Below are 20,016 nucleotides of genomic sequence, written 5' to 3' on the forward strand. Positions count from 1 at the left end.
CCAGCTTGACCAGGGTTAGCAGCATGCTGAACGCCATTCACCACGTCGCGCTCATCTGCACCGACTACGACCGGTCGCGACGGTTCTACGTCGAACTCCTCGGCCTCGATCTGATCCGGGAGGTTTATCGGGAGGAGCGGCAGTCATGGAAGGCGGATCTGCGGATCGGGTCGGCCCAACTGGAATTGTTCTCCTTCCCTGCGCCGGCGATGCGGCCGTCCCACCCAGAGGCTACAGGCCTGAGACATCTGGCATTCGCGGTGGCTCATCTTGATCCCGTGATTATCCGCCTGGAAGCCGCAGGCGTTGCCGTCGAGCCAGTCCGGATCGACCCATACACAGACCAACGGTTTACCTTTTTCAGGGACCCGGATGGATTGCCGCTGGAACTCTACGAAGCCCCATAAGGAACGGTTCGCTTTCACGACGGGCGCTTTGTACTGACGGTCTCGGTATCGGCGGACCGCGAATCTGTGCTAAGCGCCGCCCAACCAACCAAAGGACGACACCAATGAGCGAACTGACCGTGGCCGAGGCGACCGAGAGCATCTATGCCTCGCTCCGGGCGGACAATGCCGACATCGACACACATATCGCGGCGCTTAAGGCGGCGCTGACGCGAGAGGGGATCAAACAGGCGGTGTTCGATCCGACCAAGCTGGCGCAGAACAACCGCTCGGGCCGCAAGTTGATGCAGGCTTATTTTCGGCAACGCGGCGTGAGCGTGAAGTTTTCGGACCAGTAGAACCGCGCGCGATCTCAACCGTGATTGGTTGGTTTCGGACGCATGTTCTCCGACGCTCCGGGCCCTCCCATTTGGCCGACTCAATAACAGCGATCTGCCGCCGCAAGGGCTTCGGTACGGTGAGCTTGGTCCAGTGCGCCAATCCGTCGGACCGACGCATAGAACCTGACATAGTCGCCCGAGCACAGATCGAACAGGCGGAGAAACGCGGTCACCCGATCGCTATAGACGGAAGTCGCGGCGAGCTTTGCATTGTTGATCGGGGAAGCGAACCAGGCATCGTATCCCCGGTATCGGCCCCAGCGCCTGTCGCGCATGTGTCGGTAGCGCATCCGCAGCCGTTCGATCGCCGCCGTCTTCGCGGCCAGTTTTTGCTCCGAGGTGCCGGCGTTGGAATAGACTTGCGTCAACTCGTCCCGGGTCCGCGACACCAGCGCAAGAAATTCAGCTTTGCGTCTCCGGGCGGCTTCGTAACGGCGCAATGCTGCGGTATCGCTAGCCGCGCGCAGCCATTTTTTCACGCCGGTCGTTTCGACGGCGACAGCGAACGACTCGTTGAATGCGGAATCGTCGTGCACGTAGACGCGCTGGTGGGCCAGTTCATGGAACACCAGCCCTGCAAGGTAGGTTTTATCCTCGCTGAACATCGTGCTCAGCAGCGGGTCACTCGACCAGCCAAGCGTGGAATATGCGGTGATGCCCGTCACATAGACATCCATGCCCTGTCCTTGAAGTTCGGCAGCGGTTTCAATTGCGGACTTCCTGGAGAAATATCCCCGGTAGGGCACGCAGCCGAAAACGGGAAAACACCATGTTCGCGGCGTCAGCGAGAATGCCGGCGCGGCGAAGACGGCCCATGTCACCGAGTCCCGACCGATGTCGACGTAGCTGCGGTAGCTGTTGTTGTCGGGCAGCGCCAGTTCATCCGTTGCGAATTGTCGTATGGCGCTCGCCGATGCCATTCGAGCGCGCAATGCCTTCGGCGTCGAAGGGTCCTCGATCAGTTTTCCGACATCCTGGCGCGCCGTCATGATCCGCAGATGACCCTGCACGGATTGCGCGTAGTAGGAAACACTGGTGCAGCCGGTCACGCCGGACACCACGATCATAACGGCAACCAATCGAAAGAATGCGCGCATCACGATTTGCCCACAGCAGTGCTCCCGTACCGATCGGGCGATTGTCGCGATTGCCCCAGGTCCCAAGCAGCCGCATCGATTTGATCGAGGTCTATAGCTTTCTAAAGAATCCGGACAGAATATTCGGACCCACTTCGCCAGGGCGCAGTCTGATCCCGTCCTCGAAGCCGTTCAGCGTCATGCATTCGAAGCCGCTGTGTGCGAGGAATGCCACCAGCGAGTCACGATCGAAGTGGTGGAGGTGCTCGTCGGGAAGACGCATACGCCACGTCCGGAACCAGGCGTCGCCGTCGGCGCCGAGCTCGCGCCAGCGGCAATAGGGGACGGCGACGGCCAGGTAGCGGGCCTTAAGCCGGGCGAGGAAACCCAGATCCGGGATATGCTCAAGCACATCGAACATGGCGACGAGATCCCACGAGCTGGAGAGCGCCTCATCCCAATCGACGAAGCGGACGCCCTTGGGCAGCGGAAACCTGGTTATGTCGCAGCCGGCGCAGTCGGCGACCCCGGTTATTTTCGCGGCTTCGATGAATGTGCCGGTGCCATATCCAATCTCCAACACGGACCGGGGGATCTCGCCAGTGATCCCCAGCACCCAGCCGAGTCGCTGATATCCGAGCTTGATGGTCCGGTCACTCAGGTCCTCGTAATAGGAAATGTACTGCTTGTCATACTTGATCGGTTTGGAGTCGACCTGGTGGATCACGCCAAACCCGTCCACCGCGTAGTTGTCCAACATTGGCGTGCGGCCCCCCAGGTTCCGAGTTCCTTACCGGCAGAACTAGGACGCAACCGGACAATCGAGCGGTCAGGTATTCAGCCGCCAGCTTGAACTGCTCAGTCCTTGCCCGCCCGCTTGAAAATCCGCGCATAAAATTCGCCGACGATGCCGCGCCGGAAGATCAGCACGCACACCATGAAGATGAGGCCGGTGGCGATGGTCACCGGAAAGCCGGAAGTGGCAAGCGTGTTTTCCAGGCCAATGACAAGGCTGGCGCCGATGATCGGCCCGACCATGGTGCCGATGCCGCCGAGAAGCGTCATCAGGATCACCTCGCCCGACATCTGCCAGGTGACGTCGGTGAGCGTGGCGAACTGGAAAACGATCGCCTTGAGCGAGCCGGCCAGCCCGGCCAGGGCCGCCGACATGACGAAGGCGCCCAGCTTGTAGTTGGCGACGGAATAGCCCAGCGAAATGGCGCGGTTCTCGTTCTCGCGGATCGAGCGCAGGATCATGCCGAACGGCGAGTTGACGATGCGCCAGATGGCGAAGACGCCGATCAGGAACACCGCCAGCACGAAGTAATACATGTTCAGCGAGACGTTCAGGTCGAGGACGCCAAGCAACATGCCGCGCGGCACGCCCTGAATGCCGTCCTCGCCTTGCGTGAAGGGCGACTGCACACAGAAGAAGAAGAACATCTGCGACAGCGCCAGCGTGATCATGGCGAAATAGATGCCTTGCCGGCGAATGGCGAAAAAGCCCATGACAAGGCCGAGCAAGGCCGCACCCGCCATGCCGAGCAGAATGCCGGCTTCCGGCGGCCAGCCCCAGACCTTGACGGCATGCGCGGTGAAGTAGGCGGCGCCGCCGAAGAAGGTGGCGTGGCCGAACGATAAGAGCCCGGTATAGCCGAGCAGAAGATTGAACGCGCAGGCAAACAGCGCGAAACACAGCATCTTCATCAGGAAGATCGGATAGATCAGGAAAGGCGCTACCAGCAGCGCCAGGATGCCGAGCCCGACCAGCATCCATTCCAGCCGTGCCGAGGTTTTGGCCGATGCCTCGCGAAGCGTCAGTTCGGTCATGTCAGATGTCCCTTCCGACATGTCAAGCGTCCCTTCCGAACAGGCCAGCCGGCCGGACCAGAAGCACGATGGCCATGATGACGAAGACCACGAGATTGGAGGCCTCGGGGTAGAAGACCTTGGTCAGGCCCTCGGCGAGGCCAAGCATGTAGCCGGTGACGATCGCACCGAGGATCGATCCCATGCCGCCGACCACCACCACCGCGAAGACGACGATGATGAGGTCCGATCCCATAAGCGGGCTCACCTGATAGATCGGTGCTGCTAGAATGCCGGCAAGCCCGGCCAGCGCGGAGCCAAGGCCGTAGGTGAGGGTCAGCAGCAACGGCACGTTGACGCCGAAAGCCTGGACGAGACGGGGATTCTCGGTTGCCGCGCGCAGATAGGATCCAAGCCTGGTCTTCTCGATCAGCGCCCAGGTGCCGAAGCAGACGATCAGCGAGGCGACCACGACCCAGCCGCGATAGTTGGGCAGGAACATGAAGCCGAGATTGGTGCCGCCGGCAAGCAGCGGCGGCACGGCGTAAGGGTTTCCCGAGACGCCGTAATAGTAGCGGAAGATGCCTTCGAGCACGAGCGCGAGGCCGAAGGTGAAGAGCAGCCCGTAGAGCGGATCGAGATCGTACAGCCTCGACAGCGCCAGGCGCTCGACCACGACGCCGAAGACGCCAACAATCAGCGGCACAAGGATCAAAGCGGGCCAATAGCCGATGCCGAGATGGGTGAGAAGCAGGTAGCCGACGAAGGCGCCGAACATATACTGGGCGCCATGGGCGAAATTGATGACGCGCAGCAAGCCGAATATGACAGCCAGGCCCAGGCTCAGCATGGCGTAGAACGAGCCGTTGATCAGGCCGACCAGCAACTGGCCGAGGAAGGCCTGAACCGGGATTCCGAAGATCATCGTCATGGCGCCATCATACACCCAGGACTTCGTGGAGCTGCGCCATGCGGTCCGGCAGTTCGCCGACCGGAAACCCCGCCACCACCTTGCCGTGCTCCATCAGATAGAAACGGTCGGCGACACGACTGGCGAAGCGAAAGTTCTGCTCGACCAGCAGGATCGTCATGCCGCGCTTTTTCAACGTCGCCAGCAACGCGCCGATGCGCTGCACGATGACGGGAGCGAGCCCCTCCGTCGGTTCGTCGAGAAGCAGCATCTTCACGCCGGTTCGCAGCATGCGCGCGATCGCCAGCATCTGCTGTTCGCCGCCCGACAGCCTGGTGCCGGGACTGTTGCGCCGCTCCTTCAGATTGGGGAACAGATCGAATATCTCTTCGACGCTCATGCCGCCCTGCGCGACGACCGGCGGCAGAACCAGATTCTCGTCCACGGTCAGCGTTGCGAAGATGCCGCGCTCCTCCGGCACGAAGCCGATGCCTTGATGGGCGGTGCGGTGCAGCGGCAGCCGCATCAGGTCCTTGCCGTCGAAGGCGATCCGGCCGGTCCGCTTGCGGATCAACCCCATGATGGCGCGCAGCGTCGTCGTCTTGCCGACGCCATTGCGGCCGAGCAGCGTGACCGTCTCGCCGGCAAACACTTCCAGATCGACACCGTGCAGCGCATGGCCCTCGCCATACCAGGCGTTGAGGCCGGTGACGGCAAGCAGAGGTGCGGCACTAGTCATCGGCGGTGCCCATATAGGCGATCTTGACGCGCTCGTCGCGGCTAACGGTGGCGTAGTCGCCAGCGGCCAGCACCTCGCCGCGCTGCATGACCGTTATCCAGTCGCAAAGGTCGGCCACCACGGTCAGATTGTGCTCAACCATCAGCACGGCGCGATCCCTGGCAACCGAACGGATGAGGCTGGAAACCGTGGCCACGTCCTCATGCCCCATCCCGGCCATCGGCTCGTCCAGCAGCAGCACTTTCGGATCGAGCGCGAGCGTCGTGGCGATCTCCAGCACGCGTTTCCTGCCATAGGAAAGATCGCCGGCGAGCCTGTTCCTGGCGTCGTCGAGACCAACCGAGCGCAGCAATTCCTCGGCGCGCGGGGTCAGCCGGTCGAGCGCCGCGAGCGAGCGCCAGAATTGAACGGCAAGACCACCCGGCCGCTGCAGCGCGACGCGGACATTGTCGAGCACGCTGAGGTGCGGAAAAATCGCCGATATCTGGAACGAGCGCACCAGCCCCATCCGCGCAACCCTGGCCGGCGAGGTGCGGGTGATGTCGTGGCCAAGCAGCTCGATCCTGCCGCTGGTCGGCGCCAGGAACTTGGTGAGCAGGTTGAAGACGGTCGTCTTGCCGGCGCCGTTGGGTCCGATCAGGGCATGGATGTTGCCATGGCGGACATCGAGATCGACGTTTTTGACGGCGATGAAGCCGGCAAAGTCGCGTCGCAACCCGCGGGCGGAAAGCACAACCCGCGGCTCGTTCGCGTCCAGGTCAGTCGGCGCCATCGGCCGCGCCGATCACTGGCCGGCCGTCGGACAGCCGCTTTCCTTCTCGCTGAGGAAGGCCTCGTTGCCTGGAATGGTGGCGAGATATTTGTAGTAGTCCCAATCCTTGGTGCTCTCGGCTGGCGACTTGACCTGGTAGAGGTACATGTCGTGGACCATGTTGCCGTCCGCCTGCACCTTGCCGTTGGTTATCACCGCGTCGTCCACAGGCATCGAATGCAGCTGCTTGGCGACGGCTTCGGTCTCGTCCGTGCCGGCCTTGTCGATCGCCTTCAAATACTGTGTCACCGCCGAATAGGTCGCGGCCTGGATCATGTTCGGCATGCGGTTGGTGCGCTTGAAGAAGCGCTGCCCGAATTCGCGGCTCTTGTCGTCGCGATCCCAGTAATAGCCTTCGGTCAGCACGACGCCCTGCGCCGCCTGAAGGCCAAGCCCATGCACCTCGGCCAGCGTGAACAGGAGTGCGGCAAGACGCTGACCGCCCTGCACGATGCCGAATTCGGCCGCCTGCTTGATGGAGTTGGAGGTATCGAGGCCGGCATTGGCCAGGCCGATGACCTTGGCGCCCGACGATTGCGCCTGCAGCAGGAAGGACGAATAATCGGTCGATCCCAGGGGATAACGCACCTCGCCCAGCACCTTGCCGCCATGGCTTTCGACGAACTTGGTGGTCTGATCCTTCAGCGAATAGCCGAATGCATAGTCGACGGTGACGAAGAACCAGCTGTCGCCGCCCTGCTGCACGAGAGAGCCGCCGGTACCCACCGCCTGCGAGTGAGTGTCATAGGCCCAGTGGAAGCCGTAGGGCGAGCACTGTTTGCCGGTCAGCTCCGTGGTCGCCGCGCCGGTGACGATGTCGATCTTCTTCTTTTCCTTGGAAATCCCCTGGACGGCGAGCGCTACCGAAGAGGTCGTCAGTTCCATGATGGCATCGACTTGCTCGGTGTCGTACCACTGCCGGGCGATGTTGGAGGCGATATCCGGCTTGTTCTGGTGGTCGGCGCTGATGATTTCTATCGGCGCTCCCTGCACCTTGCCGCCGAAATCCTCAACGGCCATCTTGGCCGCCTCGACCGACCACTTGCCGCCGAAGTCGGCGTAGACGCCCGACTGGTCGTTGAGGATGCCGATCTTGACCTTGCCGTCGGAAATTTCGGCGGCCGAAGCGGGGATCGCGGATGCGGCGAGAAGTGCCGCGGAAACGAAAAGGCTTACCTTCATGGTTGACTTCCTCCCATAGCGATAAATCCGACCGACCCTCCTACGATCGATCATCGCAATGGTATTGAACATGAGGAGGATAGGGACAGAGGGCAAGAGGCCGTTAGGGATTTAGTGTTCGAAGCGATACGGTTTGGCGGCGGAACGCGAGCCTTGGGCGAGAGATAGAGACACAAACATGTGAACCGCCCGGCGGCAGTGCCGGCTCAGCCCTCGGCGGCGACGAGGTGGCCGTTGCCGACATCCCTCAGCGCCAGTTTCAGCGGCGCCTCGCCGATCCTGCGGGTGGCGCTCGGGATTTCCTGGTCGAGGCGCGCGAAGCGGCTTCTGCGCTGCGCGGGATCGGGCACGGGCACGGCTTCGATCAGGCGCCTGGTGTAGGGATGGCGCGGGTTGGAAAAGACCTGGTCGCGGGTGCCCATCTCGACGATCTGGCCGAGATACATGACGGCGACGCGGTCGGAGATGTTCTCGACCACCGCCATGTCATGCGAGATGAAGAGATAGGCGACGCCGAATTCGCGCTGCAACTCCTTCAACAGATCGAGCACGCGCGCCTGCACCGAGACGTCGAGCGCCGAGACGCTTTCGTCGGCGATGATCAGCTTCGGCCGCAGTGCAAGCGCGCGGGCAATGCAGACGCGCTGGCGCTGGCCGCCGGAGAATTCATGCGGATAGAGTTCCATCTGGTCGGCCGACAGGCCGACGCGCTCGAACAGCGCTGCGACACGCTCGCTGCGCTCTTCCTTCGAGGCGATACCGTGGATCAGCAGCGGCTCGGCGACGAGGTCGCCGACACGCATGCGTGGGTCCAACGAGGCATAGGGGTCCTGGAAAATCATCTGCACGTCGCGGCGCACCGCCTTGCGCTCGTCGCGGCCGAGGCCGGACAGATTGCGGCCGCCAATGGCGATGTCGCCGCTGTAGGGCACCAGTCCGGCCAGCGCCTTGGCGGTGGTCGACTTGCCACAACCGGATTCGCCGACCAGCGCCAGCGTCTCGTTGGGCGCGATCGAGAAGCTGACGCCTTCGACGGCGTGGACGCGACGAGTGACCCGGCCGAAGAAGCCGCCATGCAGGTCGAAACGGACATGCAGGTCCTTGACGTCAGCGACATTGGCCGGCGTTGCCGTCTCGGCACTCCTGGATTCCTGGCGACCGATACCGCTGCCGATGCGCGGCACGGCGGCCAGCAGCTCGCGCGTGTAGCCGGCTTGCGGCCTGGCGAAAATGTCAGCGGTTTTTCCCTCTTCGACCATGCGGCCATGCCGCATGATGATGACGCGGTCGGCCATTTCGGCGACGACGCCCATGTCATGAGTGATGAGGATGACGCTGGTGCCATGCTGGCGCTGCAGATCGCGCAAAAGTTCCAGCACCTCGCCTTGCACGGTGACGTCGAGCGCCGTCGTCGGCTCGTCGGCGATCAGCACGTCCGGCTCGAGCGCCAGCGCCATGGCGATCATCACCCGCTGGCGCATGCCGCCGGACAGTTCGTGCGGAAACTGCTTTAGCCGGCTTTCGGCTTCCGAAATGCGCACCGCCTTCAGCGCCTCGATGGCACGCTGGCGAGCCTCGCTCTGCGACAGGGAGGTATGCGCCTCGATGGATTCGGTGAGCTGCCGGCCGATCGACAGCACCGGGTTGAGTGAGGTCATCGGCTCCTGGAAGATCATGGCGATGCGGTTGCCGCGAATGCGCCGCATCCGGCGCTCGTCCAGAATCGTCAGATCTGTATCGCCGAGATGGACCTTGCCGGATGAAATCCTGGCGGCAGGCTGCGGCAGAAGCTGCATGATGGCCAAAGCGGTCATCGATTTGCCGGAGCCGGATTCACCGGCAATGCACAGCGTCTCGCCACGAGACAACGTCAGCGACAGGTCGGAGACGACCTCGCGCTCGCCCTCCTCGCCGCGCACGCTGACGGAGAGGTTGGCGATGTCGAGTATGGGTTCGCTGGCAGCGATCATTGCGCGCGTGACCCGGAGAGGGATTTACTCCGGCACACCCCCCTCCTCATTCAAACACGCAGCGCGGAAAGTAGAACGACACCACCCAGTTCGGCATGTCGACGATCTCGCTGATGCGGAGATCGCCGCAGACCGAGGCCAGCATATAGGCCTCGACTGGGTCGATGTGATAACGACCGGCGAGCAGGTCGACCATCTGCGCAACCGCTTCCCTGGCGCCGGTCATCAGGTCCGGACCGATGCCGGTCGTCACCTCATAGCCCTTGGCGTCGAGATGGCGCGTCACCGGGCCTGGCGTGGTGAAGCGTGGCGTCTTCAGCCTGGCATCCTTGACCAGGTCGAGCTTGAGCACGACGTCCATCGGACTTTCGATCGCCGTGCCGCAGACCTCGCCGTCACCTTGCGCGGCATGGGTGTCGCCAACCGAAAACAGCGCGCCCGCCACTTCCACCGGCAGATAGAGCGTGGTGCCGGCGGCGAGATCGCGGATGTCGAGATTGCCGCCGACACGCCTTGGCGGCACCACCGAGTGGTGGCCCTTTTCCGCCAGCGCGTTGCCTATGGTGCCGGCGAAGGGTTTCAACGGCACACGCGCATTCTTGCCGAACAGCGCCGGCTCGAGCGAGGCAGCGTCGTATTTCCAGATGTTCAGCGCCGGCTCCTTGAAGTCGTCGGCGAGCAGCCCAAAGCCCGGAATGTTGGCCGTCCAGCCGAAGCCGGACGGCTTGAACATCTCGATCGTCACCTTCAGCGCGTCACCCGGCTCGGCGCCCTCGACGAAGATCGGCCCGGTCACCGGATTGACGGTGGCGAAGTCGAGCTTGGCGACGTCGGCGACCGTGCTGCCGGCCTGCAACTGGCCGCCGGAGGAATCGAGGCACTGGAACTCGATCGTCGAGCCGGGCGCCACCCGCTCGGCCGGGGCAAACGAATTGTCCCAGCCGAAATGATGTTGGCGCCCGTGGATGGTGTAGTCGCAGTTATTGCACATCTTTTACGTACACATTGTCGTAGTTGATCGGGATATGAACCGGGTCGACATAGAGGTTGTCGGCGCCGCCCATGCGCGCCGATTTCATGGTGAAGCGCTGCTCGTTGAAGACCGGCGCCCAGGGCGCGTCTTCCATCACCTTGTCGTAGATGGCGCTCCACATCTTGTCGCGTTCGCCTGATTTAGCCGGGTCGACCACCGAGTCGGCCTCGGCCGCCTTGGCGTCGAGATCCTTGTTGCAATACCACGACCAGTTCCAGCCGCCGGGCACCGCACCGGCGCAGCCGAGGATCGGGCCGTAGAAGTTCGACGGATCCGGGAAGTCGGCGATCCAGGCCATGCCGCCGGACCAGATCATCGGTGCGCCGGCCTTGTCGCCGCCGGCGGCAATCACGTTTGCCTGCGCCAGCGACTGGATGCTTGCCTTGATGCCGATCGCCGCCAGATCCTGCTGGATCGCCTGGGCGATGCGCGGGTTGGGATCGGTGTTCATGGCAAACAGCTGTGTCTCGAAGCCGTCGGGGTGGCCAGCCTCTGCGAGCAGCGCCTTGGCCTTGGCGACGTCATAGGGATAGCCCTTGTATTCCTTGTCGTAGCCCGGCATCGACGGCGGCAGCGGCTGGTTGGCCGGCACGGCGCGGCCGTTGATGATCTGGATGACGCGCGCCTTGTTGATCGCCATGTTGACTGCCTGGCGCACCTTAACATTGTCGAACGGCGCCATGGTGGTGTTCATGGTGACATAGCCGGTGTGCAGCTGGCCGCCCTCGACGACGCGTGCCTTCTGCTCGGGATCGGCCATCACCTCCTGGAATTTTGCTGGCGGAATGCCGTCGCCGGGGACGTCGATCTCGCCCTTCTGCAGGCGCAGCAGCGCCACGATCGGCTCCTGGCCGATCTCGAAGGTGATCTTGTCCAGATGCGGCAGGCCCTTGTGCCAGTAGTCCGCATTGCGCTCGAAGACGATGCGCTGGCCGAGCGTCCACTCGGCGAGCTTGAAGGCGCCGGTGCCGACCGGATGCTTGCCGAAATCGGCGCCGTATTTCTCGACCTCTTCCTTCGGCACGACATGGGCGAAGTTGATGGCCATCACATGCAGGAAGGTGGCGTCGGGGCGGGTCAGTTCGAACTTGACCGTGTAAGGGTCGACGACAGTGACGCCGGAGAGGCTCTCGGCCTTACCGGCGGCGACATCGTCATAGCCCTTGATCGAGCCGAAGAAGCCGGCGCCGGGGCTCTGCGTCTTCGGATTGGTGACGCGGTCGAGCGAATATTTCACGTCGTCGGCCGTCATCTCGCGGCCATTGTGGAATTTCACGCCATGGCGCAGCTTGAAGGTGAAGGTCTTGCCGTCGGGCGAAATCTCGTAGCTTTCGGCGAGGTCGGGTTTCAAATTGGTGGTGCCCGGCTCGTAGTCCATCAACCCGTCGAACAGGCTCTTGATCATCGACCAGTTCTGCCAGTCATAGCCGATCGCCGGATCGAGCGTGGCGACGTCGTCCTTGTAGGTGATGGTGATGGCGCCGCCCTGCTTGGCGTTCGGATCGACGGCGTCCTCGGCGCGAACGCTCGTCATGCCGAGCATCAGCGCCAGCGCCGATGCCGCTACCGTGGATGCGAGAAACTTTTTCATTTTTATGTTCCCTTTCTCTGTCTGGTTTTCATTTCATCTGAGCTTGATGCGGGGGTCGATGAAGGGCGCGATGATGTCGGCCAGCAGATTGCCCAGCACGATGGCGAAGGCCGACACCAGCGTCACACCCATGATGATCGGGATGTCGACGCGCTGGATGGCCTGCCAGGCGAGCTGGCCAATGCCGGGCCAGCCGAATACGCTTTCGACGACGACGATGCCGCCCATGAAGATGCCTATGTCGATGCCGATCATGGCGATCACCGGCAGGATGGCGTTGGGCAGCGCATGGCGGAACAGGATAGCTCGCCGCGCCAGGCCTTTGGCGCGGGCGGTGCGCACGTAATCCTGGCGCAGCACGTCGATCATCGACGAGCGCATCATGCGCGCGTACCAGCCGGCGCCGAGGATTCCCATGGTCAGTGACGGCAGCACCAGATGACGCCAGGTGCCGTAGCCGCCGATCGGAAACCAGCTGAGCCGCACGGCAAAGACGTAGAGCAGCAGCAGACCGACGACGAATTGCGGCGCCGAGACGCCGACGAAGGAGGCGACCATCAGCGTCTGGTCAGTGGCGGTGCCGCGCTTGACGGCGGCGATCAGGCCCATGCTCAGGCCGAGCAACAGCTCGCACAGGATGGCGCCGACCATCAGCAACAGGCTGGCCGGCAGCCGCGAGACGATCAGCTCGGTGACTTCGGAGCGCTGGATGTAGGAGCGGCCTAAATCGCCGCTGACGAGCTTCGTGAGATAGCGCCAGTACTGGACGATGAAGGGCTGGTCGAGGCCGAGCTGCTGGCGGATGTTCTCGACCGTCTGCGGCGTGGCGCTGCGGCCGGCGATCTGGCGCACCGGATCGGCCGGCAGGAGATAGAGCAGCGCGAAGGTGATCAGCGAGACGCCGAGCAGGATCAGCAGCGACTGGATGAGGCGGCGGCCGAGATAGGCGATCATGCCCGGCCCCTCTGCGTCGGATCGAGAATGTCGCGCAGCGCATCGCCGATCAGGTTGAAGGCGAGCGCCAGCGCCAGGATCGCGGCACCCGGAAAGAACACCAGCCAGGGTGCGGCCTGGAAATAGGTCTGGTTCTCGAAGATGATGTTGCCCCAGGACGCCGTCGGCGGCTGGACGCCGATGCCGAGGAAGGAGAGTGTCGCCTCAAGCAGCACGGTGGTCGAAATGCCGAGCGTGCCCCAGACGATGATGGTCGGTAAGAGATGCGGCAGGATGTGGCGAAACAGGATGCGCGGCGCGCTCGCGCCGATGGTGCGTTCGGCATCGATGAACTCACGCTCCGCCAGCGATGAGGTCTCGGTGTAGATGACGCGGGCGGTCTGCACCCAGTTGACCAAAGCGATGACCATGGCGACGATCCACAGGCTGGGCTCGAACACCGCGGCCAGGCAAATGGCGAGCAGCAGTGCCGGAAACGCCATCATCAAATCGGTGAAACGCATCAGCGCGCTGCCGATCCAGCCACGGAAATAGCCGGCGACAACACCGACCAGCGTGCCGATGAACAGCGCCACGCCATTGGCGACGATGCCGATGATCAGCGAGGTGCGGGCGCCGTAGAGGATGCGGGTCAGGAGGTCGCGGCCGAGCAAGTCGGTGCCCAGCCAGAATTTTGCATCCGGCGGCAAGGGCGAGCCCTCGATGGTCAGGCCGTCGAACATCTGCTCGTTGGGATCATAGCCGGTCAGCCATGGCGCCAGCACGGCGCCGGCAACGACGATGGCGACGATGACCAGCCCGAGCAGAGCCAGACGGCGCCTGACCAGCCGGCGCCAGACGCCGGCGCGCGGCTTGACCGGCATGCGCCCTGGCGCGGTGAGATCAGGCGCGATGGGACTGGTCATCGTCGCCTTCTTCGCCCGTTGCTTCTTCGCTTGTCATTGCCACGATCCGCCGCGCGGCATCCTCGACGCTGATCTGCCAGCTCATCGCCAGCGAGCGCAGCTGCGCATAGGCGCGGCCATCATCGGCGCCTTTCGCCAGTGCCGTCACCGCGCGCACGATGGTCTGGCGTTCGGCAACGCGCTGGCGAAGCGAGGCGATCTCGCTGGCCAGGTGTTTTCGCGCCTCGAAACTCTGGCGCGCGATCAGCAGCGCGCTGTAGACGCCGGCATTGCCGACCGGCTTCAGCAGCTGCGCATCGGCCTTGTGCGACAGCGCCCATTCGATGCGGCCCGGCGCCTCGGAACCGATCAGCGCCACCAGCGGCATCGGTGCCTCGCCCGGCTTCCACGGAAACTGCTCGTCAAAGCCGAGATCGGCGTCGAAGAAGACGAAATCGGCGGCCAGCGCCTCGGGCGGCAGTTCCGGCCAGCAATCCAGCGTGATCAGCCCGATGGCCGACAATTGCCTGGTGATCGCCTGCACCGTCGGATGCGGGCGATGCAGGATAAACGCCCTGGCGCCGCCGAGATTGGGGATGCGTGGGGCTCTGGTCACGACACCACCCTCAGGCGCGGGCGGCCGAATGTTTTTGCCGGGTCGTAGCGCGACAGATACGGATCCGGCGCGACTTCGTCTTCGCGGCTGACGACCTCGAAGAAGCCGTCCGCGATGCGCCCGATGATCACCGGCAGTGTCGCGTGCTGCGAGTGGGCGTCGATGGCGATCGGACCGAGCCGGGTGGAGAAGCGGCGTTCGGCGAAGGCTTTGGAGAATTCCGCCGGACCGGCGTCGGGATTGCTGGAGAGCACGTCGGCCATCACCTGCACCGAGGCATAGGCGGAGGCCTCGAAGGATGAGGCAAAGGCAGCCGGGCGCGGCGCGAAATACGGCCCGACCGACAGATGTCCCTTGCCGGATTCACCGATCGCCGGCAGCTCACCTTCGGTCAGGTTGCAGGAGATGACGGGGCAAGTCTCGGGACTGAAGGCGGCATCCTCGTGACCCAGGTCGCGATAGGCCGCGAGGAAGGCGTAGGACGAGGTGCCGATCAAATTGTTGAGGATGAAGTTCGGCCGCGTGGCGCGGATCTCCGCGATCAGCCGCGACACGTCGGTCTCGCCGATGCGCAGGTAACGCTCGCCCAGCACCTTGCCGCCGGCATCGGCGATCAGGTCGCGCGCGACGCGGTTCATCTCCCAGCCCCAGATGTAGTTCGACCCGAGCAGGAAGCCGTTGGCGCCGAAACGCGGCACGACATGGGCCATCAGCGGCACCAGATGCTGGTTGGGGCAAGCATGCATATAGACGACGTGCTCGTTTGCCTCGAAGCCCTCATAGGGGCAGGCGTACCAGAGCATGCCGCCGGCCTTCTCCAGCACCGGGATGGTTTCCTTGCGGCTCCAGGAGGTGACGCAGCCGATGACATGGCGCGCGCCGCTGGTCCTGAAAATATCCTCGCACAGCGTCGCGTAGCGGTCCGCATTGCTCTGCGGATCGCGCTCGACCGGCACCAGCTCGATGCCTGAGTTCCGGTCGGCGTTGATGTCGGCGATGGCGCGCATGGCGCCCATGCGGCACGCATCGGAGACGAGCTGATAGCTCCCCGAGCGGGAATACAGGATGCCGATCTCGATGCGCCGTTTCAAACAGATCCTCAAAAATGACAATGCCCCGCAGCCAGCGCCGGAAGGGCGAGGCATACGAGGCATACTTGCCGCCCGGCGATCAGAGCCGGTATTTTGCGCTAGCGTATTCGGTCCGGCGGTCCAGTCAAGCCCTCAACGATATCCGCCAAGGCTACGAACTCAGGTTAACGGGTTTCTTCGGAGCCTTCGCCGGCGCGCTGGCTGACGGAGCATCAAAGAAAAACCCGCCTGTACGGCGGGTCACTGGCGCAAATCAGCACCATAGGCAAAAATGTAGCATAGCTGCCGTCACCGAGTCAAGAAAAAATTCCTATCGTGAAAAGCTGCCAGCACAAAGGTGCCGACACCCGCCGAACTGGCCGTCGTCAAGCCTTTTGCTAACCTGGGTTCGGAGCCCTGCTATCTGGCTGCCGGCCGCTGACCATGTTGGCGAGCATAGTCCACACAGGCGTCCACCGTGCTGACACAAAGCGCGTCGCGCCTGTTCGGCAAATTGTTGTCGCCGGCATAGGCAACTTCGGCGACGCGGCCATCGACCATGCGAATTTGCGTATCGCAATAGCCGCCGGGAGCGACATTGACGGAGCCGCCGACCGCCGGGATCGCGCCGACCGCCAACGTCGGAACCACAATGCTGAGATTGCCGCGCTGGACGATGCGCTTGTAGGTCCAGATCTGGCCCGATTGGCCGGCGTCGGCGGTGGCGGTCGGAAACCCGGCGCACATTCGAACATCGGCTTCGCTGAGGCCGACCATCTCCTTGCGGGCAGCCGCCGCCGTTGGATCAACCTTGGCGATACGCGACGTATCGTCGGGAACGACGCAGGAAGACTGTATGCCGACACAGAGAGCAGCGAGGCCAAGCTTTCGAATGCAGGAAAATATCATGCCGACTGTCAGATTTGCCCGATTGTCAGATTTTGCGTGGCGCCCGCCGCTCCTTTCTACCTAGGCGGACAGGCGAGCGGATCAACCCGTTCAGCTTCACGAAAAAGTGGCTGTGGCTGCATCATGGCCGGTCGGGAAGCCAACGCCCTGGCGGAAGCGGACTCGCGCCGGAACGGCGCGCCAAGGTCCGCATCCATGGTCACCCATCAATGACCCTGCAACTGTTTCCGCCGCCAGGACGCGGGCGCTTCGCCGACCCGCGCGCGAAAGAATCGTGAAAAATACGCCGGGTCGTCGAAGCCGATCTCGTAGGCGATGTCCTCGACCGAGCGTACGGTGAACAACAGCAGCCGCTTGGCCTCCAGCAGCCGTCGCTCACTGACGACGCGTTTGACGCCGCTGCCCAGCACCGCGCGGCTGGCCTTGTCGAGAAGATGCGGCGTCGTGGCCAGCGCCTCGACGTAGCGATCAACAGGCCAGTTGTCGCGGAAATGCGCATCGGCGAGCCGGCGCAGCCCCAACGCCAGTGAGGCATCAGAAGACGCCGTGGCATCCTTTGTCTCGGGACTGAGGCGCGCGATGTGGGAGAGCGCGACGGCGATCAGCGCCTGCAGGACCCTGTCTTTGCCGGCTTGCGCCTCGGCGTATTCGGCGGCGATCATCTCCAGCACCGCCGCCAATCTGGCCCACGCTGCGTGCTGCGGCATGCCGTCGGCAAAGACCGGCCGGTCCAGCGGCAGCAGGCTGTGAGCCGCGATGGCCGTAAGCGCCCCGTCGGCGACCGAGACGACGATGGCGTCGGTGCCGGGGCCGATCGAGAAGCCGTGAACGATAGTGCTCGGCACGAAACTCACGGCAGGCGCCGAAAAGTCCCAGGACCGGTCTTCAATGCGGTAGGTACCGGAGCCGCTGGTCCAGAAGGTAATCTGACCCATCTGCGGGTGCTTGTGCGCGGCGACCTCACCAAGATGGATATTGCTGCGCGCAAGCACCGTCTCGACATGCAGAAAACCGACATCGAGCGGCCGCACCGGCTCGCCATAGACGAAGAAGTCGGGGATGTATCTCTGGCTCATGACGCCGGAAAAAGTCCAATTGGTTTTGCCGTTCCGTCCATAACCGATCAATGCCCAGGGCGCTAGGGTTACGGCTTAAGAGGAGGACCATCATGCGATCAGAAGACTTCCGCACTGATAAGGCACGCCCATTCACCGGGGCCGAGTATCTGGAGAGCCTGCGCGATGGCCGCGAGGTCTATATCAACGGCGAACGCATTGCCGACGTCACCACGCATCCGGCGATGCGCAATTCGGCGCGGTCGCTGGCGCGCCTCTACGACGCCCTGCATGATCCAAAGCGGCGGGACGCGCTGACCTCGCCGACCGACACCGGCTCGGGCGGCTACACCCACAAATATTTCCGCGTTGCCAAATCTTCCGCCGAGCTTGTTGCCCAGCAGGCGGCGATCGCGGAGTGGTCGCGCATGTCCTATGGCTGGATGGGCCGCACGCCCGACTACAAGGCGGCGCTGATGAACACGCTCGGCGCCAATGCCGACTGGTACGGGCCGTTCAAGGACAATGCCCTGTCCTGGCACAAACGCGCGCAGGAAGCCGCGTTGTTCATGAACCACGCCATCGTCAACCCGCCGATCGACCGCCACAAGCCGGCCGAACAGGTGAAGGATGTCTTCGTCCACATCAACAGGGAGACGGACGCCGGCATCTACGTGTCCGGCGCCAAGGTGGTGGCGACGTCCTCGGCGCTGACGCACTACAATTTCCTGGCGCAAGGGTCGGCGACGGTGACCGAGGATCCGTCGCTGTCGGTGATGTTCATCGTGCCGATGAATGCGCCGGGGATAAAGATGTTCTGCCGCGTCTCCTACGAGCAGACGGCCAACACGGTGGCGGCACCCTTCGACTATCCGCTGTCGTCGCGCTTCGACGAGAACGACGCGATCCTGGTGCTCGACAATGTCTTCATCCCCTGGGAGGACGTGCTGGTGCTGCGCGATGCGCAAAAAATCCTGTCCTTCCATCCGGCCTCCGGCTTCATGCATGGCTACTGCTTCCAGGGCTGCACGCGTTTCGCCGTCAAGCTCGACTTTCTCGCCGGCCTGCTGGCCAAGGCGCTGCGCGCCACGGGCGGCGATGCTTTCCGCGGCAACCAGGCGGCACTGGGCGAGGTCATTGCGCTCAGGCACATGTTCTGGAGCTTTTCCAACGCCATGGCCTACAACCCGATCCCGTGGGCGAATGGCGCGGTGCTGCCCAATCTGGAAGCCGCGCTTGCCTACCGCACCTTCATGTCGGAAGCCTATCCGCGCGTCATCGACACCGTGCGCCGGGTGATCGCCTCGGGGCTGATCTACCTGCCGTCGTCGGTGCGCGACTTCAACAACCCCGAGATCGACAAATATCTGTCGCAATATGTGCGCGGCTCCAACGATATGGGCCACATCGAACGCATCAAGATCATGAAGCTGTTGTGGGATGCGACCGGCACCGAGTTCGGCGGCCGCCACGCGCTCTATGAGCTCAACTATGCCGGTGCGCCGGAAGAGGTACGGCTGCAGGTGCTGAAAGGCGCCGAGCGCGGCGGGCGGCTGAAGGCGATGGAAGAGCTGGTCGACACCTGCATGGCCGATTATGACGAGAATGGCTGGACCGGCGATACCTGGTTCAATCCGCTTGTCTCAACGGCCGAGTGAAATCACATGGCCACGCAGATTTCGAAAGCCGATTTCCGCGACGCCATGGCGAGGGTCTGCGCGCCGGTCAACATCGTCACCACAGACGGGCCGGCAGGACGCGGCGGCTTCACCGCCACCGCCATGTGCAGCGTCTCGGACGAGCCGCCGACGCTGCTCGTGTGCATGAACGGGCGCTCGACGCAGGCCGCCATGTTCCTGTCCAACCGGCGCTTCTGCGTCAACGTGCTGACGCATGACCACATGCATCTGGCGGGAAAGTTCGCCGGCGCGACCAGGGACATGGAGGCGCGCTACGCCTCGGCGCGTTGGCAGACGCTGACCTCCGGCACGCCGGCGCTGTCGGATGCGATCGTCAACTTCGATTGCGAGATCGAGACCGTGCATGTCGTCGGCACGCACAATGTCATGATCGGCCGCGTCATCGATGTCCGGCACGGCAGCGGCGGCTCGGCCCTGCTCTATGTCGACCGGAATTATACGCAGCCGACACGGTTGGGCAGCTTTGGCGGGTGAGCCTGGACGAAACGGCCAGGACCGACCGCTCAGCTCTCGCCGTCGATCAAGCTCTCCAAGAGGTCGAGGAGCTGCTCCAGCTTCTCATGCCCAAAACGCTGTTCGATGTCGTCATAGATGACGCGACGCTCGGGCGACAGGGCGTCGATCAGGGCGGAGCCGGCAGGCGCAATGGTCAGCACGACGCGGCGGCCGTCGCCTTCGGCCTTGTTGCGGGTGATGAATTTGCGTCCCTCGAGCGCCTTGATGATGCGCGTCAAGCTGGGCGGCAAAACCGAGGCGCGATCGGCAAGTTCCGTCGCCTCGACCGGGCCGGCTTCGCTGAGCACACGCAGCACGCGCCATTGCTGTTCGGTCACGTCATGCGCCGCAAGCATCGGCCGAAACCGCGCCATCACCGCTTCGCGGGCATGAAGCAGCGCCATCGGCAGGGAACGACGGGTATT

General features: G+C 63.5%; 21 protein-coding genes. 4 read left to right on the top strand and 17 right to left on the bottom strand.

The features are described from left to right. Nucleotides 1-23 precede the first annotated feature (23 nt). Both A9K65_RS03305 and A9K65_RS03310 read left to right on the top strand, forming a co-directional pair. Nucleotides 24-407, top strand: a complete 384-nt coding sequence (locus A9K65_RS03305) for a VOC family protein (protein WP_084015513.1) — start codon at nt 24-26, stop codon at nt 405-407. A gap of 104 nt (nt 408-511) precedes the next feature. Beyond that, nucleotides 512-745, top strand: coding sequence for a hypothetical protein (locus A9K65_RS03310; protein WP_063169708.1), 234 nt, complete (start codon nt 512-514; stop codon nt 743-745). An 80-nt stretch (nt 746-825) separates the two neighbouring features. On the opposite strand, the gene A9K65_RS03315 is transcribed toward A9K65_RS03310, so the two are convergent. From A9K65_RS03315 to A9K65_RS03390, 16 genes are all read right to left on the bottom strand, one after another. Continuing rightward, on the bottom strand, nt 826-1,884 hold the full coding sequence (locus A9K65_RS03315) for an aminopeptidase (RefSeq protein WP_064992776.1): 1,059 nt from the start codon (nt 1,882-1,884) through the stop codon (nt 826-828). Nucleotides 1,885-1,975: 91 nt separating this feature from the next. Beyond that, a complete protein-coding gene (locus A9K65_RS03320) occupies nt 1,976-2,623 on the bottom strand; it encodes a class I SAM-dependent methyltransferase (RefSeq protein ID WP_063173505.1) in 648 nt (215 codons plus the stop codon). Nucleotides 2,624-2,721: 98 nt separating this feature from the next. After that, on the bottom strand, nt 2,722-3,693 hold the full coding sequence (locus A9K65_RS03325; protein WP_024502115.1) for a branched-chain amino acid ABC transporter permease: 972 nt from the start codon (nt 3,691-3,693) through the stop codon (nt 2,722-2,724). A 22-nt stretch (nt 3,694-3,715) separates the two neighbouring features. After that, nucleotides 3,716-4,603, bottom strand: a complete 888-nt coding sequence (locus A9K65_RS03330) for a branched-chain amino acid ABC transporter permease (RefSeq protein WP_024502116.1) — start codon at nt 4,601-4,603, stop codon at nt 3,716-3,718. Nucleotides 4,604-4,610: 7 nt separating this feature from the next. After that, a complete protein-coding gene (locus A9K65_RS03335; protein WP_013528528.1) occupies nt 4,611-5,321 on the bottom strand; it encodes an ABC transporter ATP-binding protein in 711 nt (236 codons plus the stop codon). Beyond that, nucleotides 5,314-6,093, bottom strand: coding sequence for an ABC transporter ATP-binding protein (locus A9K65_RS03340; protein ID WP_013528529.1), 780 nt, complete (start codon nt 6,091-6,093; stop codon nt 5,314-5,316). The genes A9K65_RS03335 and A9K65_RS03340 overlap by 8 nt, the downstream gene beginning before the upstream one ends. 12 nt (nt 6,094-6,105) lie before the next feature. After that, the gene (locus A9K65_RS03345; RefSeq protein WP_013528530.1) at nt 6,106-7,314 is read right to left on the bottom strand and encodes an ABC transporter substrate-binding protein; all 1,209 of its coding nucleotides are present in this window, start codon (nt 7,312-7,314) and stop codon (nt 6,106-6,108) included. Between the two features lie 206 nt (nt 7,315-7,520). Then, nucleotides 7,521-9,284 (bottom strand): ABC transporter ATP-binding protein, encoded by a 1,764-nt coding sequence (locus tag A9K65_RS03350; protein ID WP_064992775.1) that lies wholly within the window; start codon nt 9,282-9,284, stop codon nt 7,521-7,523. A gap of 46 nt (nt 9,285-9,330) precedes the next feature. Then, nucleotides 9,331-10,275 carry an acetamidase/formamidase family protein gene (locus A9K65_RS03355; protein WP_024502120.1) on the bottom strand — a complete coding sequence of 315 codons (945 nt, stop codon included), beginning with the start codon at nt 10,273-10,275 and terminating at the stop codon, nt 9,331-9,333. After that, entirely contained in the window at nt 10,265-11,908 is a 1,644-nt protein-coding gene (locus A9K65_RS03360; protein ID WP_064992774.1) for an ABC transporter substrate-binding protein, read from the bottom strand. The genes A9K65_RS03355 and A9K65_RS03360 overlap by 11 nt, the downstream gene beginning before the upstream one ends. A 33-nt stretch (nt 11,909-11,941) precedes the next feature. Beyond that, complete coding sequence (locus A9K65_RS03365; protein WP_063170923.1) at nt 11,942-12,862, bottom strand: ABC transporter permease; 921 nt, start codon at nt 12,860-12,862, stop codon at nt 11,942-11,944. Continuing rightward, on the bottom strand, nt 12,859-13,725 hold the full coding sequence (locus tag A9K65_RS03370; protein WP_128278528.1) for an ABC transporter permease: 867 nt from the start codon (nt 13,723-13,725) through the stop codon (nt 12,859-12,861). Before A9K65_RS03370 ends, A9K65_RS03365 begins: the two co-directional genes overlap by 4 nt. A 19-nt stretch (nt 13,726-13,744) precedes the next feature. Next, a complete protein-coding gene (locus A9K65_RS03375; RefSeq protein WP_064992773.1) occupies nt 13,745-14,362 on the bottom strand; it encodes an ANTAR domain-containing protein in 618 nt (205 codons plus the stop codon). Further along, nucleotides 14,359-15,453, bottom strand: a complete 1,095-nt coding sequence (locus A9K65_RS03380) for a transporter substrate-binding protein (protein WP_064992772.1) — start codon at nt 15,451-15,453, stop codon at nt 14,359-14,361. The genes A9K65_RS03375 and A9K65_RS03380 overlap by 4 nt, the downstream gene beginning before the upstream one ends. Before the next feature lie 399 nt (nt 15,454-15,852). Next, nucleotides 15,853-16,341, bottom strand: coding sequence for a hypothetical protein (locus tag A9K65_RS03385; protein ID WP_064992771.1), 489 nt, complete (start codon nt 16,339-16,341; stop codon nt 15,853-15,855). A gap of 206 nt (nt 16,342-16,547) precedes the next feature. Continuing rightward, nucleotides 16,548-17,417, bottom strand: a complete 870-nt coding sequence (locus A9K65_RS03390; protein ID WP_064992770.1) for a helix-turn-helix domain-containing protein — start codon at nt 17,415-17,417, stop codon at nt 16,548-16,550. A 92-nt stretch (nt 17,418-17,509) separates the two neighbouring features. On the opposite strand from A9K65_RS03390, the gene A9K65_RS03395 reads away from it, so the two are divergent. After that, on the top strand, nt 17,510-19,054 hold the full coding sequence (locus A9K65_RS03395) for a 4-hydroxyphenylacetate 3-hydroxylase N-terminal domain-containing protein (RefSeq protein ID WP_064992769.1): 1,545 nt from the start codon (nt 17,510-17,512) through the stop codon (nt 19,052-19,054). Between the two features lie 6 nt (nt 19,055-19,060). Beyond that, the gene (locus A9K65_RS03400; RefSeq protein WP_013528541.1) at nt 19,061-19,570 is read left to right on the top strand and encodes a flavin reductase; all 510 of its coding nucleotides are present in this window, start codon (nt 19,061-19,063) and stop codon (nt 19,568-19,570) included. Nucleotides 19,571-19,599: 29 nt separating this feature from the next. Here A9K65_RS03400 and hpaR read toward each other — a convergent pair whose 3' ends face one another. Beyond that, nucleotides 19,600-19,995 (bottom strand): homoprotocatechuate degradation operon regulator HpaR, encoded by a 396-nt coding sequence (gene hpaR, locus A9K65_RS03405; protein ID WP_224620863.1) that lies wholly within the window; start codon nt 19,993-19,995, stop codon nt 19,600-19,602. Between the last annotated feature and the right edge of the window lie 21 nt (nt 19,996-20,016).

The organism is Mesorhizobium sp. WSM1497 (assembly GCF_001672455.2).
Lineage (GTDB): Bacteria > Pseudomonadota > Alphaproteobacteria > Rhizobiales > Rhizobiaceae > Mesorhizobium > Mesorhizobium ciceri.